The organism is Myxococcus sp. CA051A (genome assembly GCF_013336705.1).
Classification (GTDB): domain Bacteria; phylum Myxococcota; class Myxococcia; order Myxococcales; family Myxococcaceae; genus Myxococcus; species Myxococcus llanfairpwllgwyngyllgogerychwyrndrobwllllantysiliogogogochensis.
Genome location: NZ_JABUMS010000024.1, coordinates 1 through 25,526, shown reverse-complemented (window position 1 = coordinate 25,526; position 25,526 = coordinate 1). Strand labels below are relative to the sequence as shown.

Below are 25,526 nucleotides of genomic sequence, written 5' to 3'. Positions count from 1 at the left end.
ACGTCCTCAGGACGCCCCTGTCGACGCCGCCCCCGCCGACGCCGCCCCCGCGTCCGAGGATGACCTCAACCGGGTGGTGGAGGTTCGCGTCGAAGGAAACAAGCGCGTGGAGGCCGAGGCCATCCGCCGCGCGTTGCGCACCAAGGTCGGCCAGTCCCTGGCGTCCGCCCGCAGCGCCGAGGACCTCCGGGCCGTGTGGGCCCTGGGGTACTTCCAGAACGTGGAGCTGCTCGTGCAGCGGCTTCCGCGCGGCGTCGCCTACGTCGTCCGCGTCGAGGAGCGGCCCATCGTCCGCCTGGTGACGCTCAAGGGCAACGAGGAGCTCAGCCGGGACGACCTGAAGGAGGAAATCGAGGTCAAGCCCAACACCATCCTGGAGCTGGAGACCGTGCGCAGCACGGTGAAGAAGATCCAGGCCAAGTACGTGGAGAAGGGCTTCTTCCTCGCGGAGGTGACGTACCAGATCAAGCCCAACGAGGGCGGCGCTAACAACAGCGTGGACGTCATCATCATCATCAACGAGCACGCCAAGGTGATGGTGAAGCAGATCACCTTGATTGGCGCGGAGAAGGTCCCCGCGTCGGTGCTCAAGGAGACGATGATCACCCGCGAGGGAGGCTTCTTGTCCTTCTTCACGGGCGAGGGCACCTACCGCGAAGAGGCCTTCCAGCGCGACCTGGCCGTCATCCAGATCGCCTACTACGACCGCGGTTTCATCAACGTCAAGATCGACAAGCCCACCGTCCAGCTGTCCGCGGACAAGCGCTACATCTACATCACCCTGCGCATCGTCGAGGGTGAGCCCTACGACATCGGGAAGATCGACTTCTCTGGCGACCTGCTCTCCGACGTGTCGAAGGAGAAGATGGCCGAGCTGATGAAGTCGACGCCGGGCCAGCGCTTCAACCGCTCGCAGTTGTCGCAGGACATCGTCGGCGTGTCGGACATCTACTTCGACCGGGGCTACGCGTACGCGAACATCAACCCCGTCACCAGCGTCAACGCGGACAACCGCACGGTGGACCTGACCTTCGACGTGCAGAAGGGCCCCCAGGTCACCATCGAGCGCATCGACGTCGTCGGCAACAGCAAGACGCGCGACAAGGTCATCCGCCGCGAGCTGCGTGTGTACGAAGGCGAACTCTACAGCGGCACCGGTGTGCGCCGCAGCAAGGAGCGCGTCACCGCGCTGGGCTTCTTCGAGACGGTGGAAATCACTCAGAGCGCGGGCAGCACGGACGACACCATCGTCCTGCACGTGGAGGTGAAGGAGAAGGCCACCGGTACCTTCCAGGTCGGCCTCGGCTTCTCCAACGTGGAGAACTTCATCTTCACGGCGCAGATCTCCCAGAACAACTTCCTGGGCTGGGGCCAGAGCGTCTCCGCGTCCGCGCAGATCTCCGGCCTGCGCTCCCTGGTGCAGCTGTCGTTCTATGACCCGTACTTCCTGGACACCAACTACCTGCTGTCCGCGGAGTTCTTCCGAGTCCAGGCCGACTACGACGGCTTCATCCGCAACTCCACCGGTGGCACCATCTCCATCGGCTACCAGTTCATCGACGACCTGCTCGGCACGGTCGGCTACACCCGTGAGTGGGTGAACGTGGAGGCGGGCTCGAACCTGGGCGCCGTGCTCCTGGCCAACCAGTTCCTCTCCGGCACCACCAGCGCGGCCCGGCTCTCGCTGTCGTTCGACCGCCGAGACAACCGCCTGTTCCCCTCGCGCGGCTTCATCCACTACGGCTCGGTGGAGCTGGCGCCGGACTTCATGGGCGGCACGTTCCTCTTCAACCGGTACACGGCCTACTCGCGCCTGTACTTCCCGATGCCGCTGGGCTTCGTGTTCAAGACGAACGCCACCATCGGCTACATCCAGCAGCTGGATTCGAACAGTCCGCTGCCCATCTCCGAGCTGTACTACGTGGGTGGCATCAACAGCGTCCGCGGCTACTACCTGCGCAGCATCAGCCCCTCGGTGAAGGTGCCCCGCTCCAGCAACCCGGACGCCACCGTCACGGACTTCCTCGTCGGCGGCAACAAGCAGCTCGTCTTCAACTTCGAACTCGAGTTCCCCATCTTCGAGAAGGCCGGCCTGCGCGGCGTGCTCTTCTATGACGCGGGCAATGCTTTCGCCTCGAACGAACGGTTCTTCCAGGACCGACAGGACAAGCTGCCGCTCGGCCTCTTCCACTCCGCGGGCTTTGGCTTCCGCTGGTTCAGCCCGATTGGTCCCCTGCGCTTCGAGTGGGGCATCCCGCTGACCAGGCGGCCGGAAGACGACCGGATTCTGTTCGAGTTCACTATCGGCAACTTCTTCTGATAAGCCATCGTCCGTCGTCCCGGCCCCGCCCTGGCGGGAAGGGTTGAACAAGCCCGGGCGTCTGACGTCGGACCCTGTACCCTTCCCTGAGGAGCTGTTGAACATGTCGCTTCGCACCACTGTCGCGGCCATGGCCGCCGTCCTGTCGCTTGCCCTGCCGGTGGCCGCCTCGGCCGCCGACCTGAAGGTCGCCTACGTGGACCTCCAGCGCGTCCTGCTCGAGGTGGATGACGGCAAGGCCGCCAAGGCCCGCCTCCAGAAGTGGCTGGAGGAGAAGCAGAAGGAAATCGACAAGGAGCAGACCGCTCTGCGCACGGAGAAGGAGACGCTGGACAAGCAGTCCAGCGCGATGACTCCCGACGTCCGCGCCCAGAAGGAAGCGGACCTGCAGCGCAAGGTGATGGTGCTCGCCCAGAAGTGGGAGAAGAGCCGCGGCGAGGCCGCCACCAAGGAGCGCCAGGAGATGGAGCCCATCATCAACAAGATCGACCAGGTGGTGGCGTCCATCGCCCAGCGGGACGACCTGGGCATGGTGTTGGACAAGCGTGACTCGGGCATCGTCTTCGCCAAGGCCCAGTACGACATCTCCAACGAAGTGATTCGCGCCTACAACGGCTCGAAGACGACGAAGACGACGGCGGCGAAGGACGCCCCGACGAAGTAATCGGCTCCACGTGAAGACCTCCCCCGCACCCCGACGGCTCGGGGAGCTCGCCGCCCATGTCGGGGGAGAGCTTCTCGGTGACCCTGAGCAGCTCATCCACGGACTCAACGGGCTTGAAGAAGCCGGCCCGGGAGACGTGTCCTTCTACGGAAACACGCGCTACCGCCGCCAGTTCGAGGCCTCCAAGGCTTCGGCCGTGCTGGTCGGCGGTGACGCCCCGCCCCGCGAGGGTCTTTCGCTGGTGCGTGTGTCCAACCCGCACCTCGCCTACGCGAAGCTGCTGCGATTGTTCCATCCGGCCACCCGCCCCGCGCCCGGCATCCGTCCTGGCGCGTGGGTCCATCCGGAGGCCACCGTCCATCCGGAGGCCACGGTGTTGGCGGGCGCGTGCGTGGAAGCGGGCGCCCGGGTGGGCGCGCGCAGCGTGCTGTATCCCGGTGCCTATCTGGGGGAGCACGCCACGGTGGGAGAGGACAGCGTCCTGCATCCCAACGTCACGGTGCGCGAGCGCTGTGTCATCGGCTCCCGCGTCATCCTCCATGCGGCGAGCGTGGTGGGCGCGGACGGCTTTGGCTTCGCCTTCAATCCCGAGGGCGAAGAGGGGCCCGAGCACTTCAAGATTCCCCAGGTCGGCAACGTCCGCATCGAGGACGACGTCGAAGTGGGCGCCTGCACCTGCATCGACCGCGCGACGGTGGGCGAGACGGTGGTGGGGCGAGGCAGCAAGCTCGACAACCTGGTGCAGATCGCCCACAACGTGCGCGTGGGGCCCATGTCGCTCATCTGCGCGCAGGCGGGCGTGTCTGGCTCGGCGGAGATTGGCACCGGCGTGGTGCTGGCCGGGCAGGTGGGCGTGGTGGGCCATATCCGCGTGGGTGACCTGGCCAAGGTCGGCGCCCAGTCCGGCGTGGCCCATGACGTCCCGGATGGTCAGGTGGTGAGTGGCAGTCCGGCGATTGCCCACCGCGAGTGGCTGCGTGCCAGCGCGGCGTCGGGGCAGGTCGCGGACTTGCTCAAGGAAATGCGGGCCCTGCGCCGCAGGGTGGAGCAGCTCGAGAAGGCGAAGGGGGAGTGATGGACATCGGAGAAATCCAGAACCTGCTGCCGCATCGGTATCCGTTCCTCCTGATTGACCGGGTGGTGGAGATTGTTCCGGGCCAGAAGATCACGGCCTACAAGAACGTCACCATCAACGAGCCCTTCTTCAACGGTCACTTCCCGGGGCACCCGGTGATGCCGGGTGTGCTCATCCTGGAGGCGCTCGCCCAGGCTTCGGCCATCCTTGCGTATAAGAGCGAGAACATGGACCCGACCCAGAAGGTGACCTACCTGATGGGCGTGGACGGGGCGCGCTTCCGCAAGCCGGTGGTGCCGGGAGACAGGCTGCAGCTCCTCATCGAGGTGCTGCGACACAAGGGCGCCGTGTGGAAGACGAAGGGCACGGCGACCGTGGATGGAGTGAAGGTCGCCGAAGGCGAGTTCCTGGCCACCGTGGTGGACAAGAACAAGGACGCTGGAGCGGCAGAGGGCGCGGCGTCCTGACCGCGAGCTGGCGAGGCAGAGGAAACGACATGGCTCAGGTTCATCCCTCCGCGGTGGTTCATCCCGATGCGCGTCTGCACGACACGGTCGAGGTGGGACCCTTCTCGGTCATTGGTCCCCAGGTGACGATTGGCGAGGGCTCCCGCGTGGGGCCCCACGTCGTCATCGAGGGCCGCACCACGCTCGGCGCGCGCAACCGCATCTTCCAGTTCTCCTCGGTGGGAGCGGACCCGCAGGACTTGAAGTACGCGGGTGAGGACACCGAGCTCACGCTCGGCGACGACAACACGATTCGCGAGTTCGTCACCCTGCACAAGGGCACGGCGGGCGGCGGCGGCGCGACGCGGGTCGGCAACGGCAACCTCTTCATGGCCAACAGCCATGTGGCCCACGACTGCATCGTGGGAGACGGCTGTCGCATCGGCAACGGGTCCGCGCTCGCGGGCCACGTGACGATGGAGGACCACGTCATCATCAGCGGCCTGGCGGCGGTGCACCAGTTCACCCGCCTGGGCAGGTTCGCCTTCATCTCCGGCGGCGCCATGGTGACCATGGACATTCCCCCGTATGCCACGGCGCAGGGGGACCGGGCGGAGCTGGTGGGCCTGAACACCGTGGGCCTGGAGCGCGGCGGCTTCTCCAAGGAGCAGATCGAGCGCATCAAGGAAGCCCACCGCATCCTGTTCCGCTCCAAGCTGGGGCTCCAGGAAGCGCTGGCGCGGCTGCGCACGGAGCTGGCGGGCCACCCCGAGGTCGACCACCTCGTGGACTTCATCGCGCAGAGCAAGCGCGGGCTGACGCGCTAGTCCGTGGACATGGAGCGCGAGCCTCCCGTCGTCGACAAGATTGGTCTCATCGCGGGCAACGGCCAGCTTCCGCTCCTCTTCGCGCGCGCGGCGCGGGCTCGGGGCCTGGAGGTGGTGGCCGTGGCGCACCGGGGAGAGACAGACCCGGCGCTGGCCTCCGAGGTCGCCTCGCTCACCTGGGTGCGCGTGGGGCAGGTGAACCGCATCCAGAAGGCCTTCCAGGCCGCGGCCGTGAAGCAGGCGGCCATGGCGGGTGGCATCGGCCGGGTGAAGGCGCTGAAGGACGCGCGTCCGGACCTGGGCGCCATGCGCATCATCTCCCGCCTGCGCAGCTTCCGGGATGACGCGCTCCTGCGCGCGGTGGCCGCGGACTTCGAGTCGCGCGGCATCACCATCATCGCCCCCACGGACTTCCTGGGAGAGGTGCTGTGCCCAGCGGGACACCTGGCGGGACCGCCCCTGAGTGCGACGCAGGAGCAGGACGTCGCGCTCGGGCGCGAGGTCGCCGTGCTGCTGGGGCAGGCGGACGTTGGCCAGACGGTGGTGGTGCACCAGGGCCATGTCCTGGCGCTGGAGGCCGTGGAAGGCACCGACGAGGCCATCCGTCGCGGAGGTCGTCTGCTGGGTGGTGCGGGCGCGGTGGTGGTGAAGCGCTGCAAGCCGCAGCAGGACCTGCGCTTTGATTTGCCCGCCGCCGGGCCCCGCACGCTGGAAGTGATGAAGGAAGTGGGCGCGAAGGTGCTGGCGCTGGAGGCGGGGCGCACCGTCCTGCTGGACGCGCCGGAGCTCTTCGCGGGCGCGCGGGCCGCGGGCATCACCCTCGTCGGCGTGCCCTGAGCCGGGCTCCGGAGAGCGGGTAGGAAGCTGGAGCATGCCTCCCCGGCTGCCGGCGTCCATGGCGCGCGCGGGTGAATTCCGTCGCGCTGTTCGCGTCTGGCTCGCGAAGCATTTGCTCGCAGGGAGCATCCGCCTACCCTGTCGCGGAGGAATCCACCCATCCGGGCCGCTGTTGCAGCGCGGCCCGTGACGCCGGAGGTCGACGCCGCGCCATGAATGCCCGCCTGCTGCTAGTGCTCAGTCTTGTCGCCGCAACCCCGTTGCCCGCGTTCGCGGACGCCATCCGGGTGTCCCTGGAGGGTCGGGCCGCGGTGGGCGAGAAGCTCCCGGCATTGCTCGTGCACATCGAAGAGCCCATCGCGGGCTTCGAGGTGAAGCTGAAGCGCGGCGACGGGAAGGTGGTCGAGGTGAAGGGCGGGGGGAAGCCGGGTGTCACCCGGCGCATCGAGCTGGAGCAACCCGAGGGCCGCTTTCATTACGAAGGCGAGCTGGTGGTGCGCTTCCCCAACGGCGAGTCGGGCAGCATGCCGCTGTCCCTCGACACGGAGCTCAACGGGCCGCTGCGGTTGGACGTGCGGCCGGAGGACGTGGACGTTGCGGGGCGCAAGCTTCGCTTCCAGCTCTCGCGTCCCGCGGGCCACGTGGAGCTGACGGTGCTGATGGACACCGGAAAGAAGGCCTTCGAGGGCGAGGTGCCCTTCAAGGGCGAGGTGGCGGGCACGCCGCTTTCGTTGAGCTGGCCGCCCGCCGAGGGCCGGGTGATGAAGATTTCCCTCCGAGCCTTCGACACATCGGACTTCTACACGGGCGTGGACCTCTTTCCCTGGCGCGTGGACATTCCACACGAAGAGGTGAGCTTCGCCTCGGGCCGCGCGGACATTCCCGCCGCGGAGCGCGGCAAGCTGGACAGGAGCCATGCGTTGATCGCGGAGGCGCTGGCGAAATACGGCCGCTTCGCGGCGGTTCGTCTGTACGTCCTGGGGCACACGGACACGGTGGGCGCCACGGCGGACAACCGGGAGCTGTCGCTCAAGCGGGCGCGGAGCATCGCCGCGGCCTTCCGTCAGCGCGGGCTGAAGGTTCCGATTTTCTACGAGGGATTCGGGGAGGAGTCGCCAGCGGTGCGGACTCCGGACGAGACGGCGGAGGCGGGCAACCGCCGGGCCGAATACATCATCGCGGTGGAGGACCCGACGCTGGACGGGGCGCCCTTCTCGCCGCGGTGGCGGAAGCTGTAGCGGACGCGACGACGCAACGAGGAGGCGACGGGATGGAGCGATTCCAACGGTGGGCCTGGGGCGTGGTGGGTGTCACGCTCCTGGCGGGGGCGGGCTGCGCGCATCAGGCGCCGCTCGCCGTGAGGCGGGAGGTGGAGGCGGAGAAGTGCTCGTTGATTCAATCCGTGCTGAAGGAACCGACCCCGTCGCGCGTGGTGGAGGAGATCGCCGCCCAGGGCCGGCAGGAGCCCACCCCGGTGCGGGTGTACGTGCGGCGCCCCGAGCAGTCCATGCTGGAGCGCTTCTTCGAAGGTGATGAGCCCCGCTGCGGCGACGCCACCTTCAAGGTCGTCCAGGAGAGCGTCCTCGACGCGGTGGTGGTGTACCTGCAGGAAGTGCGAGAGGGCTACGCGTACGACGCGCGCCGCTCCGGTCCGGACGAACTCACGCTGGAAGGCACGCCCCAGGGCACGCTGAAGCGCGCGGGCCCTCAGTGGGTCGCGGGCAAGTGAGCTACTTCATCAACTCCTTGGCGCCATCCGCGATGAACTGCACGGCGATGGCGGCGAGGATGAGCCCCATGACGCGCTCGACGATGGCGACCCCGGACTGACGCAGCACCCGCTGCACCAGGCCGGAGGCGCGCAGGATGAAGTAGCTGGCCACGAAGGTGAGGATGATGGCCGCCAGCACGGGCAGGGTGGCGGTCATGGAGTTGCCTCGGGCCATCAGCACCATGGCGGTGGCGATGGCGCCGGGGCCGGACAAGAGCGGAATGGCCAGCGGGACGATGGCCACGTCTTCCTTCACCGCGCCTTCCTGCTCCTCCGTGGGCGTGGTGCGAGTCGCGGAAGGCCGGGCGCGGAGCATGTCCAACGCGGTGATGAGCAGGAGGATGCCGCCCGCGACGCGGAAGGCCCCCAGCGACACGCCGAACACCTTGAAGATGATGGTGCCGAACAGGGCGAAGAACGTCATCAGCCCGCACGCCACCAGACACGCGCGCATCGCCGTGCGGCGAATCTTCTCCTTCGTGTCGCCGGACGTCATCGCCAGGAACAGCGGCACCACGCCGATGGGGTCCACGACGAAGAAGATCGCCGGAAGGGCGACGAGGAATTGCGCCAGGTATGCCTTCATCACCGCACGCCCTTCTTCGCTACACCGTGAGACGCAGCTTCCACACCATGGTGAGCGCTTCGGCGAAGATCTTCTTGTTCATCTTCGAGTGTCCCACACGCCGGTCCTCGAAGATGATGGGGATCTCTCGCACGGTGAAGCCGTTCTTCAGCGTGCGGTAGGTGAGTTCAATCTGGAACGCATAGCCGGTGCTGTGCACGGCATCCAGGTCGATGGCCTCCAGCACCCGGCGGTGGAAGCACTTGAAGCCGCCCGTCAAATCCGAGACGCCCACGCCCAGAATCGTTCGGGCGTAGAGGCTGCCGCCGCGGCTGATGACCTGCCGGCCAACGCCCCAGTTCACCGTGCCGCCCCCGGTGACATAGCGCGAGCCCAGCACCAGGTCGGAGCCCGCCTCGGCGGCATCCAGCAGGCCGGGCAGGTAGCGCGGGTCATGGCTGAAGTCCGCGTCCATCTCCAGGATGTACGTGTAGCCCTCGGCCAGCGCCCAGCGGAAGGCGGCGAGGTACGCGCGACCCAGGCCCTCCTTCTTTTCGCGGTGCAGGACGCGAACCCGGGGCTCCTTCGCCGCGAGCTGGTCGGCGATCTGCCCCGTGCCGTCGGGGGAGTTGTCGTCGACGACGAGAATATCGACGCGGGGGTCGGCCTTGAGCACCGCCAGGGTGATGGCCTCGATGTTTTCCCGCTCGTTGTACGTGGGGATGCAGACCAGCGCAGGGTTCATGGCCGGGCCGACATACCCTAAATGGCGCGCGGGGGCAGTAGCTCCATCACCGACTCAGCCGCCCGGGTGGCCGCTCCTGCCTCGCCCAGGCGCCCCCGCACCTCCGCCAGCCCCTTCAACATCTCCTCCCGTGGCGCACCGGGGGTCCACACCCGGCGCACCTCGTCCGCGATTCGCTCGGGCGTCATCTCGCCCTGGAGCAGCTCTGGCACCACGCGCCGGCCGGCCAGCAGGTTGATGAGGGACACGAAGGCCACCTTCAGCATCAGCCGGCCCACCCAGTACGTAATGAGCGACACCCGATAGATGACGACCAGGGGGCGCTGCATCAGTCCTGCTTCCAACACGGCTGTACCGGAGGCCACCACCGCCGCGTCGCTGGCGCCCACGACTTCCGGGGCACGCCCATCCACCAGCACGGGCTTCAGGCCACTGCCCTCGAAATGGGAGAGCACTTCCTGGCGGGGGATGGTGGGGGCCACGGGGACGACGATTTGGAGCCCGGGGCGCTCGGCGGACAGGCGCTTCGCCGCGGCCACCATCGCCGGCAGGAGCCTGCGAATCTCACTCATCCGGCTGCCCGGTAGCAGCGCGAGCGTGGGGGCGTCCTTGTCCAGGCCCAGCCGCTCGCGAAAGGCGACGGCGGTGTCGGGGGCGGGGACCTGCTCGACGACGGGGCTGCCCACGTAACGGGCACTCACTCCGGCCTCGCGATAGAAGTCCTCCTCGAACGGGAGGATGCACAGCATCCGGTCCACCAGCCGCTTGATGGTGCGGACCCGGCCCCGGCGCCACGCCCAGATCATCGGCGAGATGTAATAGGCGACGGGGATGCCCTGGGCCTTGAGCTTCTCGGCCAGCCGCAGGTTGAAGTCCGGGATGTCCACGAGGATGGCGACGTCGGGGCGTCGCTCCGTGGCGGCGTTCGCCAGCCCCTTGAGGATTTGGAGGATGCGGGGAATGCGGGGAAGGACCTCGGTGATGCCCATGACGGACACCTCTCGAGCGTCGAAGAGCAGCTCCACCCCCCGAGCGGCCAGGCGCGAGCCTCCCATGCCAAAGAAGGTGAGGTCAGGGCGGCGGGCCTGGAGGGCGGCGACGAGTTCGGCGGCGTGTGCGTCGCCGGAGGCCTCGCCTGCCACGACGAGGATTCGGGGTGGGGGCGTCATGTGAGGGGGGCGCATCGTACCCTGATGCAAGCCAGGGTGAAGGTGTAGACTGCGCTACCCTTGAAGACGCTTCTGCTCGCCGAGAGCCATCCCCCCACGCTCGAACACCTGACGGGTCTGCTCTCCCAGGCCGGGTATTCCGTGCGCGCGGTGAATGACCCTATCGCGGTGCTGGAGCATTTCGCGGCGGACAACCCGGATGTGATGGTGTTGTCGGTGGACCTTCCCCGAGTGGAAGGCTCGCACGTGGTGCACCTCATCCGAGGGCACAGCCAGGGCGGGCGCGTGCCGATTGTCGCCATCGACAAGGGCCACCTGGGCCGGGCGCGGGGTGTGGCCTCGGTGCTGGACCTCAAGGTGAACGCGTACGTGGCGGACCCGCTCAAGCCGGGCGAGCTGGTGCCTCGGCTGGAGTCGCTGGTGCGCGCGGCGCAGGCGGTGCCGCTGACGGGGCTTTCGGCCACGCTGTCGCGTCCGGCGGTGAACAGCGGTGACTTGAAGGGCTATCCACTGCCCTCGCTCCTGCACTCCATCCACCGGCTGCGCCGGGATGGTGTGCTGGTGGCGGCGCACCGAGGCCTGAGTCGGCGGGTGTACTTCCTGCGCGGTGGGCCGGTGAGCTTCGACTCGTCGGCGAAGGAGGACTCACTTCCGCGCTACCTCGTCGCGCGCACGCTGGCGACGGCCGCGCAGGCGGAGCGGGTGGTGGAGGCGCTGGCGTCCGGGCTGCGCATCGGCGCGGCGCTGGCGGACGCGGGGGTGGAGGCGGCGGGCGAGGAGCTGTCGCAGCTGCTGCGCGACTACACGCGCGACAACCTCGCGCGGGTGCTGGGCATGCGCGAGGGCCGGTATGCCTTCTACTCGGGCGACGAGTTCACGACGGAGGTCGCCTCGGTGGACCTGCCGCCGCTGGCGCAGGTGCTCGAGGGGGCGAGGCGCTGCTTTCCGTTGAAGGTGATGGCGGCGTCGCTGCGGGCGAACCTGGGGGAGTACCCGGTGCGCTCGTCCGACTTTGGCCGGGACCTGCAGGCCATGGCGCTGGACACGGACGACATCAAGATCGCCATGCAGGTCAATGGCCGCATCGTCCTGAAGGAGCTGCTCGCGCATGGCCGGGGCGAGCTGCGCGCGGCGTACTCGCTCCTGTGGTTCCTGAAGCTGACGGGGGGAGTGACCTTCTCGCCCACGCCGGTGGCGACGGGGGCGGACGTGCTGTCGGCGGTGGTGGTGCCGGACCGGATAGGGCCTCGCAAGCGCAAGTCGTTGCCGGTGGCGACGGGTGCGTCGCTGCGTGAGGAGGCGGTGCGCATCATCACCCGCAGCTACTTTGGCAGCCTGGGGTTGGACATCGCGGCGGACGCGGAGGCGGTGGAGCGCGCGTACCACGAGACGGCGATGCGCTTTCATCCGGACACGTATGCCGAGTTCGACATCTCCGACCTGAAGGACCTGCTGGACTCGGTGCAGGAGAAGCTGTCCGCGTCGTACCGGGTGCTGAGCGTGGAGGAGAAGCGCAAGGCGTATCTCCAGTACCTGTTCAGCAAGCTGGACGTGGGGCGGAACACGGCGGTGGTGGTGGACGCGGAGATTGCGCTGCGCCGGGGCGAGTCCGCGCTGAAGCGTCGCGACTTCCTCTCGGCGATGCATGCATTCGAGGAAGCGGTGTCGCTCAACCCGCGCGAGCCGGAGTACTACTCCTTCCTTGCCTGGGCGACGTACCAGGCGGCGGGCGGTCCCCTGGTCCAGCGGGCGCAGAAGGCGCAGAAGGTCTTGAAGAAGGCGCTGTCATTGGGGCCGTATGTGGAGCGGCTGCACATCATCGCGGCCATCATCGACACGGACCTCGGGGACGCGCCGCTGGCGCGAAAGAAGCTGCTGAAGGTGCTGGAGTACAACCCGTACTCGCAGCTGGCCAAGGCGGCGTTGCGCAAGGTGGGACGGTAGGGAATGCGGCGGACACTGTTGCGACTGTTGCGCTACGCGCGCCCGCATGTGGCGGTGCTCGTGGTGGCGTTCGTGTGCATGGCGCTGGTGGGGGTGACGACGGGGGCGTACGCGTACCTCACGGGGCCCGCGCTGCGCTTCTTGTTGTCGGGGGGCGAGGACGGCTTCTCCGGGGCGAACAGCGTGCCGTGGCTGTCGAGCCTGCCGCGCGACGCGGCGCTGTGGGGCTTCCCGCTGCTGATGGTGGTGGTGGGGGTGGTGAAGGGCGTGGGGTACCTGGGCCAGTTCTATTTCATGGGCCTGTTCGCGCAGCGGGTGGTGAGGGATGTGCGGCGCGAGCTCTTCATGAAGCTCACGTCGTTGTCTCCCGCGCAGCTCGCGCGACAGCGGCAGGGTGACCTGCTCAGCCGGTTCACCTCGGACGTCACGGCGGTGGAGGCGGCGGCGATGTACACGGTGGGCTCGTACCTGCGCGACAGTCTTCAGGTCATCATCCTGGCGGGCGTGGCGCTGTCGATGAGTCCGTTGTTGGGTGGGCTGATGCTGGTGGTGATTCCACTGGCGGCGCTGCCCGCGTCCAAGCTGACGCGCAAGGTGCTGAAGGGCACGCGCGAGGGGCAGACGCAGTTGGGGCATCTGGCGGGTCAACTCCACGAGGGGCTGGGCGGGCTGCGGACGATTCAGGCCTTCAACGGGCAGTCGGCGGAGCTGGCGCGTTTCGCGTCGCACGCGAAGGCGCACGAGGACGCGGTGGTGGGCGCGGCGTGGGCGCGAGGCGCGGTGCCGGGGGTGATGGAGGTCCTGGCGGCAGCGGCGCTGGCGGGCGCGTTGGCCTACGCGGCGGGTGCTCGACTGATGGAGCCGGAGGCCCTGCTCTCGCTGCTGACGGCGGTCATCCTGGTGTACCAGCCCGTGAAGGACCTGGGCCGGGTGACGCAGTTCGCGATGCAGGCGGGGGCCGCGGGTGAGCGGTTGTTCGCGCTGCTGGATTTGAAGCACCCGGTGCTGGACGCGCCGGACGCGGTGCCGGCGCCGCCCCTGTCGGAGTCCATTCGCCTGGAAGACGTGCGCTTTTCCTACGGTGACCGCCCCGCGCTGGATGGGGTGACACTGGAGCTGAAGGCGGGCCAGGTGACCGCGTTGGTGGGGGGCAGTGGGGGCGGCAAGAGCACGGTGACGACGCTGCTGCTGCGCTTCGAGCGACCCCAAGCGGGGCGCCTGTTGCTGGATGGCGTGGACATGGACCGGTACACGGCGGCGAGTCTTCGCGAGCAGCTCGCGCTGGTGACGCAGGAGCCGCTGTTGTTCCAGGGCTCGGTGTTGGAGAACCTGCGTTATGCGAGGCCGGATGCCACGCGCGAAGACGTGGAGGCAGCGGCGAGGGTCGCGAACGCGGACGGTTTCATCCGGGCCTTGCCTCAGGGCTACGACACGCGAATCGGTGAGCGGGGCGTGACGCTGAGCGGTGGGCAACGGCAGCGACTGTGTATCGCGCGAGCGGTGTTGGCGCGTGCGCGGGTACTGGTGCTGGACGAGGCCACGAGCAGTCTGGACCCGGAGAGCGAGCGTGAAGTGCAGGCCGCGCTGGCGGCGGTGCTTCCGGGACGCACGGCCCTGGTCATCGCGCACCGGTTGTCGACGGTGGTGAACGCGGACGTGCTCCACGTCATGGAAGCGGGCCGCGCGGTGGAGAGTGGCACGCACGCGGAGCTGCTCCAGAAGGGTGGGCGCTACGCGGCACTGTGGCGGATGCAGACGGAGGGACCTGTCGAGCGAGGCGCCGCGTGAGCGGGACGCGGGTCGTAAGCGGCGTCACGTGTCCCGGGCTCGGTCGGTGGCGAGGATGAACCCGCGCCGTAGGCGTCCCGCGCAGGGCCAGGCGAGTGCCGGGCAGTACTCCGTCCTGTGGCACGCTCGGACCGAGGCGGAAACGAGCCAGCCTCGCGAGGCAGCGGGGATGGTCATGTGGGCACGGGACGAAGTGCTCGGGCGGTACCGAGGATGAGGCGACTTCGCAAGGGCGCGGGCAAGGCCGTCCAGGCACTGGCGGGCCTGATCTTGTTGGTGCTGGGGCTCTGCGGCTTCTTCGCGTTGCCCGCCTCGTACGCGACGTACCCGGTGGTTCCGCCAAAGGAGGGCGCGCCGAGGTGGGTCCGAGGCGCGTTCCACGTGCACACCACGCGCTCGGACGGACGGGGCAGTCCCCTGGCGGTGGCGCGCGCGGCGAAGGCGGCCGGTCTCGACTTCGTGCTGCTCACGGACCACAACGACTTCACCCCGCCGGCGCCCACGTGGGTGGACGGAGTGTTGCTGGTCCCAGGCGTGGAGATCTCCACGTCGGCGGGACACCTGATCGCCTTTGGCATGGAGCGACCGTTGGAAGGCATGCAGCGGTGGATGCCCTCGGGCGAGGCTGTGCGCGCCGTGCACGCGGCGGGAGGGACGACGGTGCTCGCGCACCCGGTGCAGCGTCACAACCCATGGACCGACGCGGAGAGCGCGAGTCAGGCGAAGGGCTTCGAGCTGTACTCCGCGGACACCTTCTTCCGGCACGCGATGCGCAATCCGATGAGCCGGTTGCTCCCAGCGGTGGGCGCCTATCTGGCGAACCCGATGCACGGGGTGATGGTGCTCGTGGCGCCGGAGCCCGAGCCCGGGGAGCGCTTCATGGAACTCGCGCGCGAGCAGCCCCAGCTCGCGTTCTGCGCGCACGATGCCCACGGCCTGCCGTCCTACGAGTCCGTGTTTCGCTCCCTCGCGATGTACCTGCCGCCAGCGCAGGTCCCCGCGCCCCTGCCCTCGGATGCGAAGGCGGCGGCGGCGCTGGTGACGGGGGCGCTGCGAGGTGGGGGGGCCCTGTGTTCCTTCCGCGCCCTGGGGGAACCCGAGGGCTTCGCGCTGGAAGGGGTGGACCCGGAGCGCAGGGATGCTCGGGTGGGGGACGTGCTGAGCGTGCGCCTGCCTGGCATTCCGGACGTGGACACGGTCCGGGTCGAGGTGTGGGGAGAAGGCCGCCTGGGGCAGGACGGGACCTCGGTGGAGCTGACGGGGCCGGGCGTGGTGCGGGTGGAGGTGTGGGTGAAGGGGCCTGGGCGCTTCTTTGGCTCCGAGTGGCGACCGTGGATTGTCCCGAGCCCCGTGCGTGTACTGCCTCGGGGGCCTGGCATCTGATAGAGGGCCGGGGAGCCGTCCATGCGACTCCTGTACATCCTCGCTACGTATCTTCTCTTCCCGCTGCTCTTCCCGGTGCTCTGCGTGCACCGGAAGACGCGTCATGGCCTGTGGCAGCGGCTGGGGTTCTACGGGCGAGGCTCGCTGCCCCCGCGAGGTGACGGGCCCGTGGTGTGGTTGCACGGTGCGAGCGCGGGAGACCTGCTGGCGCTGTCCCCCATGTTTGGTCCCTTGCGGGCTCGCTTCCCGGGCTGCCAGCTCATCCTGTCGACGATGACGGACAGTGGCCATGCGATGGCGACGGGCCGGCTCGCCAAGGACATCGATGGGGTGGTGTACGCGCCCTATGACTTGTGGGGCGCGACGCGCCGGGCGGTGAAGGCGCTCCGGCCGGACGTGTTGGTGCTGGAGTACACGGAGGTGTGGCCCAACCTCATTCGCGCGGCGAAGCGCGGTGGGGCGCGCGTGGTGATGACCAACGGCCGTTTTTCTCCGGCGAACGTGGAGCGCTACCGCTGGTTGTTCCGGCTCATCGGCAATCCGCTGAAGGACTTCGACCTGATGTTGATGCGCCAGGAGGATGAGGCGCAGCGGGCGCGGAGTCTCGGCGCGCGGCCGGACTGGGTGCGGGTGACGGGGAACACGAAGTTCGACTCACTGGCTTCGGGGCCGGCGGCGGAAGACGGCGTGTTGCGCGAGGCGCTCGGGCTTCCGGTGGACGCGCGGGTGTGGATTGCCGGCAGCACTCACGAGGGCGAGGAGGACGTGCTGCTCGGCGTCTATCGGCGGCTGCTCGCGCGGTGGCCGGACCTGCGGCTGGTGATTGCGCCCAGGTATGTGGACCGGGCTGGGCGCGTCGTGGCTCTGGCGCGGGAGGCGGGACTGGGTGTCGGCCTTCGCTCCCAGGGGAATCCCGAGCGAGCGCAGGTGGTGGTGCTGGACACCATTGGCGAGCTGTCGCGGGCGTACCGGCTGGCGACGGTGGTCTTCGTGGGCGGCTCGTTCACGAAGCGGGGCGGGCAGAACATCCTGGAGCCGGCGGGGCAGGGGAAGCCGGTGTTGTTCGGTCCGCACATGGACAACTTCAAGGACAGCGTGGCGGTGCTCGCGGGGCAGGGAGGCATCCTGGTGGCGGACGCGGAGGCGCTGTACGCGAGGCTCGCGGAGTTGCTGGAAGAGCCGGGTCGAGTCGAGGAGCTGGGTGCGCGGGCCTTGGAGACGGTGGGGCGGATTTCCGGCGCGAGTGAGCGCAACGCCGAGGCGATGACGACGCTCTTTCCCCATGGGAGGGCCGGGCCGCGATGACGCTCATCGTCCACCCGCATTTCCACAATCGGTACACGGGCGTCACGCGCCACGTCGAGTCGGTGGTCCCCGCGTTGGTGAAGGACACGGGCTCGGAGACGCGAGTCATCGGCTCTGGGCTGAGCGACGGGCTGCCGCGAATCACCTGGCCGGAGCTGTTGCGTCGGGCGCGCTCCGAGCCGGTGGTGTGGCATGCCCACCGGAACAACGAGCTGCTCGCGGGGATGTTGCTGAAGCTGGTGGGTCGGCAGGTGCGGCTGGTCTTCACGCGGCACACGTCGGTGGCGCCCAGCGGCTTCACGCGCTTCATCGCGCGAGGCGCGGATGCGCTGGTGTCGTTGACGCGGCAGGTGGCGGAGGTCATCGCGCTCCCGTCGACCGTCATTTCGCATGGCATCGACCTGACGCGCTTCCATCCACCGGAGGACCGGGCGGCGGCGTGGGAGAAGCTGGGGCAGGGCGGACGGTTCGGGGTGGGCGTCATTGGCCGCATCCGCAAGGAGAAGGGGCAGGGCGACTTCCTCGAGGCGGTGCGCCCGTTGCTGCCCGAGCACCCCGAGTGGCAGGCGGTGCTGGTGGGGTTGGCGAAGGGCGCGGACCTGGACTGGGTGAACGGCTTGCGTGGGGGCATCGAGCCCCGCGTGTCGTTGGCCGGAGAGCAGTCGGTCATCGAGCCCTGGTATCGAGGGCTGACAGTGCTGGTGCACCCGTCCTATGCGGAGGGGTACTCGCTGGTGCACGTGGAGGCGATGGCGTCCGGTTGTTGCGTGGTGGCGTCGAAGTTGCCGTATCTGGACACGCTCATCGAGCATGGCCGGACGGGCTTCTTCTTCGAGCCAGGGGACGTGAAGGCGTTGCGCGAGCTGCTGGACATGCTGATGCGAGAGCCCGAGCGGGCGCGCGAAGTGGGGCGCAACGCGGCCGAGGAGGCACGTCGTCGGTGCGGCGTGGAGCACGAGGCGCACGCGCTGGAAGCGCTGTATCGCACGCTGGTCGGGCGGTAGTCGGATGCGAATCCTCCACCTGTTGGCGAGCCCCTTCTTCAGTGGTCCGGCGGAGAACGTCGCGTTGCTCGCGCTGGCGCAGCGGGAGGCCGGGCACGAGGTGACGGTGGCGGTCGACCGTCGGCGCAAGGAGATGCCGGCGGAGGAGCCCGCGGTGCCTCGGCTGCGAGCGCTGGGCCTGCTGGATGACGAGGGGCTCGAGTTGTCGGTGAAGTCTCCGCCCTGGCGGGTGTGGAGTGATTTGCGCCGGCTGCGTGCGCGGCGAGTGGACGTGGTGCACTCGCACTTCAGCCATGACCACTTCCTGGCGAGATGGGGACGGCCCCAGGGGGCGGTGTTGGTTCGTTCGCTCCATGCACCGCGCTCCATCCGCTCCTCGTTGCCCGCGGCGGATGCGTACACGGTGCCGGCGAGTTCGCTCTTGCCTCGCTTGTTGGAGCGAGGAAGGACGGCTCGGGTGCTTCCCGCGTTGGTGGACCCGCGCTTTCGCCCTGAGTCGGACCGCGAGGCGTCTAGGCGCGAGTTGGGACTGAAGGGCGCGCCCCTGGTGGGGATGGTCTCCACGTTCCAGCCGTCGCGACGGCACGCCGTTGGGGTGGAGGCCTTCGCGCTCTACCGCGAGCAGCGGCCGGATGCGCGGTTCGTCCTGGTGGGGGATGGCGCGTTGCTGGAGGCGACGCGGAGTCAGGTGGCGTCGCTGGGGCTGACGGATGCGGTGGTGTTCACGGGCTACCAGCAAGGAGAAGACTTCGCGCGGTGGTTGAGGGCCTTGGACGAGGTCTGGCTCCTGGGGCTCGGGAACGACTGGAGTGCGAGAGCGGCGGCTCAAGCCCGGGCGTGTGGTGTGCGAGTCGTGGCGGTGGAAGAGGGCGCGCTGCCTGAGCTGGCGGATGCACGTGTCGTCGAGCCGACGCCCGAGGCGGTGGTGGCCGCGTCACTGTCGGGGCAACGGGCCCCCGTGGCGCATCCGACGAATGCGAGCATCGCCGCCGATGTCCTCGCGTTGTATGCACAGGTGGCGAGCACGCGCGCTCGGTGAGCCCGCGCTGACGTGTCGGGTCGTACGTGATGGCTCGGGCTGATAGCGTAGCGGGCGCATGCTGACCCTCGAAGATGCCCGGCGATTCGTGTCGGGACACGCCTTGTGCGGAGCCTCCAGGTCTTGAGCGCTCAGGCTCCCGAGTCTCCCACCGCCATCGAGCGGGTGTTCTATCCGCCGTCGCCCGAGCACTGGGGACGACGAGCCTTGCTGTCCCCTCTCACCGCGTTGTCATGGACCTATGCCGCGGCGGTGCGCTTGCGAGGCGCGCTGTATGACCTGGGCATGCTTCGCGCCGAGCGAGTGGAGGGCCTCCGCGTCATCTCCGTGGGCAACCTCAACGTGGGAGGCACGGGGAAGACGCCCGCGGTGCTTCACCTCGCGGAGTTGCTGGTGCGCGAGGGCCGCAAGGTGGGCATCCTCACGCGAGGTTATGGGCGTCGCTCACAAGAGCCCTTTACCTTCACGGGGGCGGAGTCATTGCCTCCGGTGGAGGACGCGGGGGACGAGCCGTTGCTGCTCGCGAGCCGCTGCCCGAGTGTGAGGATCTTCGTGAACGCGGACCGTGTCTCCAGCGCTTGGCGCGCGAGAGACGACTACGGCCTGGACACGGTGCTGCTCGACGACGGCTTCCAACACCGGCGGCTCGCCCGGGACGAGAACCTCGTCGTGGTGGACGAAGCCGTGGGACTCGGCAATGGCCACATGTTGCCAAGGGGGCCGCTGCGAGAGCCGGCTTCTTCTCTCCGGCGCGCCACGTTGCTCTGGGTCCGCACGTCGACGCCCCCATGTGCCACGGCGTCCCCCATTGTCTCGCGTGCAGGTGAGGCACCCCGAGCACCGTTCGACGCACGGGCCCTGGGGTTGCCTGCGGAGGGAGAAGGAATCCCCCGCGTCCGCGCACGCTATGGACCTTCGGCCTGGGTGGACCCTTCTGGAGGGCTCCATCCGACAGCTGCACTGAGTGGCCAGGGGGTGCTGGCGCTGGCGGGGCTCGGTCGGCCGGGGGGCTTCCTGAAGACCCTGAGGTCCCTCGGCGTGGAGGTCCTGGATGCGGCCCTTTTTCCGGACCACCACCGCTTCACCGCGGACGAGCTTCGTGGCGTGGAAGCTCGAGCCGCGAAGCTGGGAGCGGTGAAGGTTGTGACGACGGAGAAGGACGCGGTGCGTCTGCCCGTGGGGTTCTCGGCCTGGAAGGTGCGGCTGGGGGTGGACGTGCTGGAGGGCGAGTCCCATCTGCGTCGAGCGCTTGGCTTGTCGGGTGCATCTGCCGACTTGTGAGACGAGGAGGGCTGTGGGACAAACCGCCGCCATGGCCGCAGTCTCGCCCGTTCGCTCGTCGCCTCCGCCCTCTCGCCTGCCGCACGCGTTCGCGCGCCGCAGGGTGTTGCTGGTGGGGGACCTGGTCGCAGACCATTACATCTACGGGCAGACGGACCGGGTGAGCCGCGAGGCCCCGGTGCTCATCGTCCGCTACGAGTCCGCCGAGGTGAAGCTGGGCGGCGGGGCGAACGTGGCGGCCAATGTCCGTGCGTTGACGGGGCAGGTGACGGCCGTCGGAATGTTGGGCGCGGATGAGATGGGGCGCGAGCTGCGTCGCCTGTTCTCCGAGTCAGGGGTGCGCCTGCACGCGGTGGGTGGACGCGGTCTGGCGACGGAGACGAAGACCCGCATCCTCGCGGGCGGCGTGAGCACGACGCGCCAGCAGATGCTGCGCCTGGACCGTGGCCAGCGCTCCTCGCTCCCTCCGAGCGTGCGCAAGGCCCTGGCGAAGCACGTGGCGGAGGCCGCGAAGGACGCGGACGCGGTGGTCGTTTCGGACTACGGCGCGGGAGTGCTGAGCGACGAGGTGCGCGCCGTGCTGCGGAAGCTGGCGGCGGATGGGCTGCCGGTGTGCGTGGACAGTCGCTATGCGCTGTCGTCGTTCTCGGGGCTGACGGTGTGCAAGCCGAACGAGCCGGAGCTGGAGGCGTTGGCGGGGCGTCCCGTGCGCTCGCAGGAGGACTTGCTGGCGGCGGGGCATGAGGCGGTGCGCAGGCTGGGGTGTCGTGCGCTGCTGGTGACTCGGGGGCGGCACGGCATGGCGCTCTTCGACGCGGACGGTGGGGTGGACCTCATCCCGGTGCATGGCGCGAAGGCGGCGGTGGACGTGACGGGGGCGGGCGACACGGTGATTGCGACATTCTCGCTGGCACTGGCGGCCGGAGCCTCGTTCGGGGAAGCGGCGCGACTGGCGAACGTGGCCGGTTCCATGGTGGTGCAGAAGTCGGGCACCGCGACGGTGTCCCGGGACGAACTGCTGGCGGAGCTGCGGAGCACGCGATGAGCACCTTGGAGAAGATTCAGTCGCTCGAGCAGGTGGTGGAGGCGAGGGCGCGCTGGAAGGCCGAGGGCCGCACGGTGGCGCTCGCCAACGGCGTGTTCGACCTCTTGCATGTGGGCCACGTGCGCTATCTGGAAGGCGCCCGCGAGCTGGCGGATGTGCTGGTGGTGGCGGTGAACTCGGACGCCTCGACGCGGGCGTACAAGGGGCCTGGACGGCCACACATTCCCGAGGGCGAGCGTGCGGAGCTGGTCGCCGCGCTCGCCTGTACGGACCGGGTCATCGTCTTCGACGAGCCGAACGTGCGCGTCATCATTCGAGCGCTGAAGCCGGATGTGCATGTGAAGGGGACGGACTACACGCCGGACAGCATCCCCGAGGGCGACGAAGTGCGTGCCTACGGTGGGCGTACGGCGGTGTCGGGAGACCCGAAGGACCACAGCACCACGGAGCTGGCGCGCCGGCTCGGCCGTGAGAGCGCGAAGTAGGACATGCCCGCGCTGGATGAGGGGTTGATGGCGCTGCTGGGCTGTCCCCAGTGCAAGGGGCCTCTCACGGTGCTCTCGTACGAAGAGCAGGTGAAGGCCCGCTGTCCCCGGTGTCGGTGCGAGTGGCCCGTGGAAGAGGGAGTGCCCCACCTCCTCCAGGAGCGGATGTCTAGGTGGGACGCGCCTGACGAGTGAGCTGTGCCGCGAAGGTGCGGGCCTCTTCGGCTGCACGAGCCTCGAGCCCCTCGCCTCCCGCGCCATCGACGAGACTGGTGAGGTCGACCATCCGGTGCGGGGCATACGCATGGCCCCACCGCTCCATGTCCATGCGGAGGAAGTACGCCAGCGTCGGAGCGCCCACGGACACCGACAGGTGCATGGGCCCGGTGTTGTTGCAGATGGTGAGTCCGGCGGCTCGCATGAGCGCGGCGAGCTCATCCAGGTTGGTGGCGGGTGCGAGCCGCGAGCCGGGCGCGGCCGCCACCACGGCGCGGGCAAGCTCCTCTTCGCCAGGTCCCCACGTGACGATGGGAACGCGGCCGATTTCGAGGAGCGCGCGAGCCGCGGCGGCGAAGGCCTCGGGAGGAATGCGCCGAGGGCCCAGGCGGCCACCCGGGTTGATGACAGCGCGGGGCGTGGTGGCGTCCGTTTCCAGGAACGCACGGAACGGGGCGCTGATGGTGGGTTCGCGGAAGGAGAGTCCCCGCGACAGGGTTCCGCCCGTGACAGGGGTCAGCAGGTGGGTTCGCTGAAGCGCCTCGCTTCTGCTGTCGTCGCGGGCCGGGACGGACAGGGAGTGGAGGCGAGTCACGGGCCAGACGCTCGGCCCGATGACCACGGCGCGCGGGCCGGCGAGGCGTGCCACGAGGGCGCTCGTCACGGAGGGGGCTTCCCAGTTGGCGCAGTCGACCACCAGGTCATAGCCCGCGCGGCGCAGGGCTCGGATGCCCGGGGCCAGGGGGCCCATCCAGAGTCGCCGGCGGTCGAACGCGATGACCTGGTCCGCGTCGGGGTGCCGCGCCAGGACGCGGGCCACCTTGGCATGAACCAGCACGTGCACCTCGGGGACCGGGTGCACATGGGCCTTGAGGGTGCGCATGAGGGGGGTGGTGAGGAGCGCCTCGCCCACGCGGTTGTCGGGCCGCACGAGCAGCACCTTCCGGGGGACGGGGAGGGAACTTCCGGGACGGAGCCGGCGGCCGGGGCGCCAGAACAACACGGACGCCACGAGCGCCAGCGCCAGCTTCGCCCACAACTCGAGCCGCTTGTGCCAGGCCATCGCGGCGCGGACCCTACACAGAACTGAAAGGCGTGCAAGCACGCTGCTTGACCTGCGGACGGAAAGCCCCTAGCAACCGCCCAATGCTGAAGAGCATGACCGGGTTTGGCGCGGGCCGTGCGCGCGTGGGGGACGAAGAAGTCTCCGTGGAGTTGCGCTCCCTCAATCACAAGTTCTGCGAGGTGAAGGCGAGGCTTCCTCGAGAGCTCACCTCGCTGGAGCCGAGCGTCACGAAGCAGGTGAAGGACCGGCTGGCACGTGGCTCGGTGGAGCTGCTGGTGAAGCGGCAGTCCTCCACGACGACGGGAACAGTGCCCACGGTGGACCTGAACCTGGCGCGCGAGTACCTGCGCACCTTCCGGGAGCTGGCCAAGGAGCTGGGTCTCCCGGCGGACGTGGCCTGGTCCCAGGTGGCCAACCAGCAGGGCGTCGTGCGCCTGGAGGAGAAGGGCGTGAATTTGGAGTCGGCGACGCCCGCGGTGACGGAGGCGCTGGAGCAGGCGCTCGGAGCCCTGGAGAAGATGAGGCTCGTCGAGGGCGAGGCGATCTACGTCGACCTGGATGCGCGACTGAAGTTGATTGAGGGCTGGAGCCGCGAAGTGGCCCACCTCGCTCCCCGCGCGGTGCACGACTACCAGCAGCGACTCACGGAGCGCGTGGCGGAACTCGCGCGGGGCGTCGCGGTGGACCCGCAGAGGTTGGCGCAGGAAGTGGCGCTCTTCGCCGAGCGCACGGACATCGCCGAGGAAGTCACGCGCCTGGCGAGTCACCTCGAGCAGTTCCGCGCCCTCATGGCGAGCACCGAGCCCGCTGGCCGTCGCATGGATTTTCTTGTGCAGGAGATGCACCGCGAGGTGAACACGACCGGTTCCAAGAGCCAGCACACGGAGATCTCCGCGCGCGTGGTCTCGATGAAGGCCGAGGTCGAGCGCATCCGCGAACAGGTGCAGAACGTCGAATGAGCGAACCCACCATCCTTCAGCCCGGTCTACTGCTCGTCCTCTCCGCGCCCTCTGGGGCCGGGAAGACCACCCTTGCCCATCGGCTCCTCAAGGAGACGCCGCAGGCGAACTTCTCCATCAGCGTCACGACGCGCCGCCCTCGAGGCAAGGAGCAGGAAGGGGTGGACTACCACTTCGTGGACGTGGCCACCTTCCAGGAGAAGATCGAACGGGGCGAGTTCGTGGAGTGGGCGGAGGTCCACAACCACTTCTACGGCAGCCCCCAGTCGACGGTGGATGTCGCGCGCGCCCGTCGGGGCGTGGCCATCTTCGACATCGACGTCCAGGGCGGGCAGGCCATCAAGCGCAAGCACCCCGACGCGGTCACCATCTTCGTGCTCCCGCCCTCCATGGATGAGCTGGAGCGCCGGCTGCGGGACAGGCAGACGGACTCCGATGAGACGATTCGCCGCCGGATGCTGGCGGCTCGCTCGGAGATGGAGCGGGGAATCGCCTCCTACGACTACATCGTCGTGAACGATGACTTCGAGCGCGCGTACAGCGAGCTGCGCGCGGTGGTGGTGGCCGAGGGGTGTCGTCGTGGCCGGGTGGACGTCTCGAGGTTGAAGCTGGGCGTAGGGAGCTGAGCGCAGGGGGCAGGGAAGGGTGCTGAAGTGACAATCAGCAAACTTCTTGCGCCGTCCCTTCGCTTGGTGGATAAGCCGCCCACCTCACGGCGAGGCGCGGGCGGCCAAAAGCCCTCCGCGACGAGCAGGCAGCCGTGGATTCCGTCAGCAACAGTCTCGGAATCAGCGCGCATGGCGCTGGGGTTCTCTGAACCACGCAGAATAGGACCGTGGGTCCCTGAAGGATTCCCTGGATGGGGCCTTCGTGGGATTTCGAGTGTCCGGAGCGGCTCGTGACCACGAGTTGACATTCTCCGGAGCGCTCCATAGATGGTCAGCCAGCAGGAAGTGGTCCGGTGGGCGTCGCGGTGGTGGGGTTGGAGGTCGTCTCGTGCGAGACGGCACTGGAGCTGGGGCTGACGGTGGGGTGGGGCTCGGAAACGGTTTGACTCTGGATGCGGCGGTGGTAGAAGCCGCGCCCCTCATGACGAAGCCCGCGCACTGGCGCGAAGCACTTCGGCGTGTGGATTCAGAACGACATTGGAAATACGGCGGTCAGCGAGGCGAGTTGACAGAAGATGCGGCGGTGGTAGAAGCCGCGACCCCGACGAAGAAGCCCGGAAGCAGCAGGGCGGAGGCGGCGAGGGAGTCAACGAAGCAACGGTTGACACGGGATGCGGCGGAGAGATAGAAGCCGCGCCCCTCGCGAAGAAAACAGCGGAAGCCACTGGGCGGCGCTGAAGACTTCGGAGGACGCCGAAAGGGACGCAAAGCGAAGTTGACAGCTGACGCGGACCTGAATAAAAGATGCGACCCGCCGGCAGGAAGCGGCGAGCAGCAGACGGAAACAAAGTAGCAAAAAGTCGCGGATGAAACAAGCGGCTCGGTCTTTGAAAACCAAATAGCAAGCCCAAGAAGAAGAGAAGGATTGCGGAAACCGCAGTCAATCTTTGAGAAGGCACCAGCAAGGGAGCGCTGAGAAGCGCA

General features: G+C 68.6%; 25 protein-coding genes. 20 read left to right on the top strand and 5 right to left on the bottom strand.

Annotated features, from left to right (window positions below):
* The first annotated feature begins 73 nt into the window (after positions 1-73).
* From bamA to HUA74_RS40400, 8 genes are all read left to right on the top strand, one after another.
* A complete protein-coding gene (gene bamA / locus HUA74_RS40435) occupies positions 74-2,320 on the top strand; it encodes an outer membrane protein assembly factor BamA (RefSeq protein ID WP_371817389.1) in 2,247 nt (748 codons plus the stop codon).
* A gap of 103 nt (positions 2,321-2,423) precedes the next feature.
* Positions 2,424-2,984, top strand: a complete 561-nt coding sequence (locus HUA74_RS40430; protein WP_141648300.1) for an OmpH family outer membrane protein — start codon at positions 2,424-2,426, stop codon at positions 2,982-2,984.
* 10 nt (positions 2,985-2,994) lie between these two features.
* Complete coding sequence (gene lpxD / locus HUA74_RS40425; protein ID WP_141648301.1) at positions 2,995-4,059, top strand: UDP-3-O-(3-hydroxymyristoyl)glucosamine N-acyltransferase; 1,065 nt, start codon at positions 2,995-2,997, stop codon at positions 4,057-4,059.
* Positions 4,059-4,526, top strand: coding sequence for a 3-hydroxyacyl-ACP dehydratase FabZ (gene fabZ / locus HUA74_RS40420; RefSeq protein WP_141648302.1), 468 nt, complete (start codon positions 4,059-4,061; stop codon positions 4,524-4,526). The genes lpxD and fabZ overlap by 1 nt, the downstream gene beginning before the upstream one ends.
* A gap of 29 nt (positions 4,527-4,555) precedes the next feature.
* Complete coding sequence (gene lpxA / locus HUA74_RS40415) at positions 4,556-5,332, top strand: acyl-ACP--UDP-N-acetylglucosamine O-acyltransferase (RefSeq protein WP_141648303.1); 777 nt, start codon at positions 4,556-4,558, stop codon at positions 5,330-5,332.
* 9 nt (positions 5,333-5,341) lie between these two features.
* Positions 5,342-6,169, top strand: a complete 828-nt coding sequence (locus tag HUA74_RS40410; RefSeq protein WP_174458859.1) for an LpxI family protein — start codon at positions 5,342-5,344, stop codon at positions 6,167-6,169.
* 212 nt (positions 6,170-6,381) lie between these two features.
* Positions 6,382-7,407: an OmpA family protein gene (locus HUA74_RS40405; RefSeq protein ID WP_174458858.1), complete on the top strand. Its 1,026-nt coding sequence runs from the start codon at positions 6,382-6,384 to the stop codon at positions 7,405-7,407.
* Between the two features lie 32 nt (positions 7,408-7,439).
* The gene (locus tag HUA74_RS40400) at positions 7,440-7,898 is read left to right on the top strand and encodes a hypothetical protein (protein WP_174458857.1); all 459 of its coding nucleotides are present in this window, start codon (positions 7,440-7,442) and stop codon (positions 7,896-7,898) included.
* Between the two features lies 1 nt (position 7,899).
* On the opposite strand, the gene HUA74_RS40395 is transcribed toward HUA74_RS40400, so the two are convergent.
* The 3 genes from HUA74_RS40395 to lpxB are packed head-to-tail and all read right to left on the bottom strand — an operon-like array spanning position 7,900 to position 10,419.
* Positions 7,900-8,526 (bottom strand): MarC family protein, encoded by a 627-nt coding sequence (locus tag HUA74_RS40395; RefSeq protein ID WP_141648311.1) that lies wholly within the window; start codon positions 8,524-8,526, stop codon positions 7,900-7,902.
* A 19-nt stretch (positions 8,527-8,545) separates the two neighbouring features.
* Positions 8,546-9,250 (bottom strand): polyprenol monophosphomannose synthase, encoded by a 705-nt coding sequence (locus tag HUA74_RS40390; protein WP_141648307.1) that lies wholly within the window; start codon positions 9,248-9,250, stop codon positions 8,546-8,548.
* Between the two features lie 17 nt (positions 9,251-9,267).
* On the bottom strand, positions 9,268-10,419 hold the full coding sequence (gene lpxB / locus HUA74_RS40385) for a lipid-A-disaccharide synthase (RefSeq protein ID WP_174458856.1): 1,152 nt from the start codon (positions 10,417-10,419) through the stop codon (positions 9,268-9,270).
* Positions 10,420-10,479: 60 nt separating this feature from the next.
* On the opposite strand from lpxB, the gene HUA74_RS40380 reads away from it, so the two are divergent.
* From HUA74_RS40380 to HUA74_RS40335, 10 genes are all read left to right on the top strand, one after another.
* The gene (locus HUA74_RS40380; RefSeq protein WP_141648309.1) at positions 10,480-12,363 is read left to right on the top strand and encodes a DUF4388 domain-containing protein; all 1,884 of its coding nucleotides are present in this window, start codon (positions 10,480-10,482) and stop codon (positions 12,361-12,363) included.
* 3 nt (positions 12,364-12,366) lie between these two features.
* Positions 12,367-14,151 carry an ABC transporter ATP-binding protein gene (locus tag HUA74_RS40375; protein ID WP_174458855.1) on the top strand — a complete coding sequence of 595 codons (1,785 nt, stop codon included), beginning with the start codon at positions 12,367-12,369 and terminating at the stop codon, positions 14,149-14,151.
* A 213-nt stretch (positions 14,152-14,364) separates the two neighbouring features.
* Positions 14,365-15,534, top strand: coding sequence for a PHP domain-containing protein (locus HUA74_RS40370; protein ID WP_174458854.1), 1,170 nt, complete (start codon positions 14,365-14,367; stop codon positions 15,532-15,534).
* Between the two features lie 21 nt (positions 15,535-15,555).
* Positions 15,556-16,839 carry a 3-deoxy-D-manno-octulosonic acid transferase gene (locus HUA74_RS40365; RefSeq protein WP_174458853.1) on the top strand — a complete coding sequence of 428 codons (1,284 nt, stop codon included), beginning with the start codon at positions 15,556-15,558 and terminating at the stop codon, positions 16,837-16,839.
* Entirely contained in the window at positions 16,836-17,843 is a 1,008-nt protein-coding gene (locus HUA74_RS40360; RefSeq protein WP_174458852.1) for a glycosyltransferase family 4 protein, read from the top strand. Before HUA74_RS40365 ends, HUA74_RS40360 begins: the two co-directional genes overlap by 4 nt.
* 4 nt (positions 17,844-17,847) lie before the next feature.
* Positions 17,848-18,882 carry a glycosyltransferase gene (locus tag HUA74_RS40355; protein WP_141648430.1) on the top strand — a complete coding sequence of 345 codons (1,035 nt, stop codon included), beginning with the start codon at positions 17,848-17,850 and terminating at the stop codon, positions 18,880-18,882.
* A 123-nt stretch (positions 18,883-19,005) separates the two neighbouring features.
* Complete coding sequence (lpxK, locus tag HUA74_RS40350) at positions 19,006-20,163, top strand: tetraacyldisaccharide 4'-kinase (protein ID WP_217443695.1); 1,158 nt, start codon at positions 19,006-19,008, stop codon at positions 20,161-20,163.
* Positions 20,164-20,194: 31 nt separating this feature from the next.
* A complete protein-coding gene (locus HUA74_RS40345; protein ID WP_141648432.1) occupies positions 20,195-21,208 on the top strand; it encodes a bifunctional heptose 7-phosphate kinase/heptose 1-phosphate adenyltransferase in 1,014 nt (337 codons plus the stop codon).
* Positions 21,205-21,693: an adenylyltransferase/cytidyltransferase family protein gene (locus HUA74_RS40340; protein ID WP_141648433.1), complete on the top strand. Its 489-nt coding sequence runs from the start codon at positions 21,205-21,207 to the stop codon at positions 21,691-21,693. Before HUA74_RS40345 ends, HUA74_RS40340 begins: the two co-directional genes overlap by 4 nt.
* Before the next feature lie 3 nt (positions 21,694-21,696).
* Positions 21,697-21,888 carry a Trm112 family protein gene (locus tag HUA74_RS40335; RefSeq protein ID WP_174458849.1) on the top strand — a complete coding sequence of 64 codons (192 nt, stop codon included), beginning with the start codon at positions 21,697-21,699 and terminating at the stop codon, positions 21,886-21,888.
* On the opposite strand, the gene HUA74_RS40330 is transcribed toward HUA74_RS40335, so the two are convergent.
* Positions 21,863-22,972 carry a glycosyltransferase family 9 protein gene (locus tag HUA74_RS40330; RefSeq protein ID WP_174458851.1) on the bottom strand — a complete coding sequence of 370 codons (1,110 nt, stop codon included), beginning with the start codon at positions 22,970-22,972 and terminating at the stop codon, positions 21,863-21,865. The genes HUA74_RS40335 and HUA74_RS40330 overlap by 26 nt on opposite strands.
* 83 nt (positions 22,973-23,055) lie before the next feature.
* Between HUA74_RS40330 and HUA74_RS40325 the strand changes: the two genes are divergently transcribed.
* Positions 23,056-23,934 carry a YicC/YloC family endoribonuclease gene (locus HUA74_RS40325; RefSeq protein WP_174458850.1) on the top strand — a complete coding sequence of 293 codons (879 nt, stop codon included), beginning with the start codon at positions 23,056-23,058 and terminating at the stop codon, positions 23,932-23,934.
* Positions 23,931-24,560, top strand: coding sequence for a guanylate kinase (gene gmk / locus HUA74_RS40320; protein ID WP_141648437.1), 630 nt, complete (start codon positions 23,931-23,933; stop codon positions 24,558-24,560). Before HUA74_RS40325 ends, gmk begins: the two co-directional genes overlap by 4 nt.
* A gap of 534 nt (positions 24,561-25,094) precedes the next feature.
* Here gmk and HUA74_RS45255 read toward each other — a convergent pair.
* Positions 25,095-25,526, bottom strand: a 432-nt coding sequence (locus HUA74_RS45255) for a hypothetical protein (protein ID WP_217443694.1), incomplete at its 5' end; no start/stop codon positions are given.

Excerpts from the sequence above, each read along its gene's own strand:
- HUA74_RS40430 (WP_141648300.1), top strand. The coding sequence starts at position 2,424 with ATGTCGCTTCGCACCACTGTCGCGGCCATGGCCGCCGTCCTGTCGCTT.
- fabZ (WP_141648302.1), top strand. The coding sequence starts at position 4,059 with ATGGACATCGGAGAAATCCAGAACCTGCTGCCGCATCGGTATCCGTTC.
- lpxA (WP_141648303.1), top strand. The coding sequence starts at position 4,556 with ATGGCTCAGGTTCATCCCTCCGCGGTGGTTCATCCCGATGCGCGTCTG.
- HUA74_RS40410 (WP_174458859.1), top strand. The coding sequence starts at position 5,342 with ATGGAGCGCGAGCCTCCCGTCGTCGACAAGATTGGTCTCATCGCGGGC.
- HUA74_RS40405 (WP_174458858.1), top strand. The coding sequence starts at position 6,382 with ATGAATGCCCGCCTGCTGCTAGTGCTCAGTCTTGTCGCCGCAACCCCG.
- HUA74_RS40400 (WP_174458857.1), top strand. The coding sequence starts at position 7,440 with ATGGAGCGATTCCAACGGTGGGCCTGGGGCGTGGTGGGTGTCACGCTC.
- HUA74_RS40395 (WP_141648311.1), bottom strand. The coding sequence starts at position 8,526 with ATGAAGGCATACCTGGCGCAATTCCTCGTCGCCCTTCCGGCGATCTTC.
- HUA74_RS40390 (WP_141648307.1), bottom strand. The coding sequence starts at position 9,250 with ATGAACCCTGCGCTGGTCTGCATCCCCACGTACAACGAGCGGGAAAAC.
- lpxB (WP_174458856.1), bottom strand. The coding sequence starts at position 10,419 with ATGACGCCCCCACCCCGAATCCTCGTCGTGGCAGGCGAGGCCTCCGGC.
- HUA74_RS40375 (WP_174458855.1), top strand. The coding sequence starts at position 12,367 with ATGCGGCGGACACTGTTGCGACTGTTGCGCTACGCGCGCCCGCATGTG.
- HUA74_RS40370 (WP_174458854.1), top strand. The coding sequence starts at position 14,365 with ATGAGGCGACTTCGCAAGGGCGCGGGCAAGGCCGTCCAGGCACTGGCG.
- HUA74_RS40365 (WP_174458853.1), top strand. The coding sequence starts at position 15,556 with ATGCGACTCCTGTACATCCTCGCTACGTATCTTCTCTTCCCGCTGCTC.
- HUA74_RS40360 (WP_174458852.1), top strand. The coding sequence starts at position 16,836 with ATGACGCTCATCGTCCACCCGCATTTCCACAATCGGTACACGGGCGTC.
- HUA74_RS40355 (WP_141648430.1), top strand. The coding sequence starts at position 17,848 with ATGCGAATCCTCCACCTGTTGGCGAGCCCCTTCTTCAGTGGTCCGGCG.
- HUA74_RS40345 (WP_141648432.1), top strand. The coding sequence starts at position 20,195 with ATGGCCGCAGTCTCGCCCGTTCGCTCGTCGCCTCCGCCCTCTCGCCTG.
- HUA74_RS40340 (WP_141648433.1), top strand. The coding sequence starts at position 21,205 with ATGAGCACCTTGGAGAAGATTCAGTCGCTCGAGCAGGTGGTGGAGGCG.
- HUA74_RS40335 (WP_174458849.1), top strand. The coding sequence starts at position 21,697 with ATGCCCGCGCTGGATGAGGGGTTGATGGCGCTGCTGGGCTGTCCCCAG.
- HUA74_RS40330 (WP_174458851.1), bottom strand. The coding sequence starts at position 22,972 with ATGGCCTGGCACAAGCGGCTCGAGTTGTGGGCGAAGCTGGCGCTGGCG.
- HUA74_RS40325 (WP_174458850.1), top strand. The coding sequence starts at position 23,056 with ATGCTGAAGAGCATGACCGGGTTTGGCGCGGGCCGTGCGCGCGTGGGG.
- gmk (WP_141648437.1), top strand. The coding sequence starts at position 23,931 with ATGAGCGAACCCACCATCCTTCAGCCCGGTCTACTGCTCGTCCTCTCC.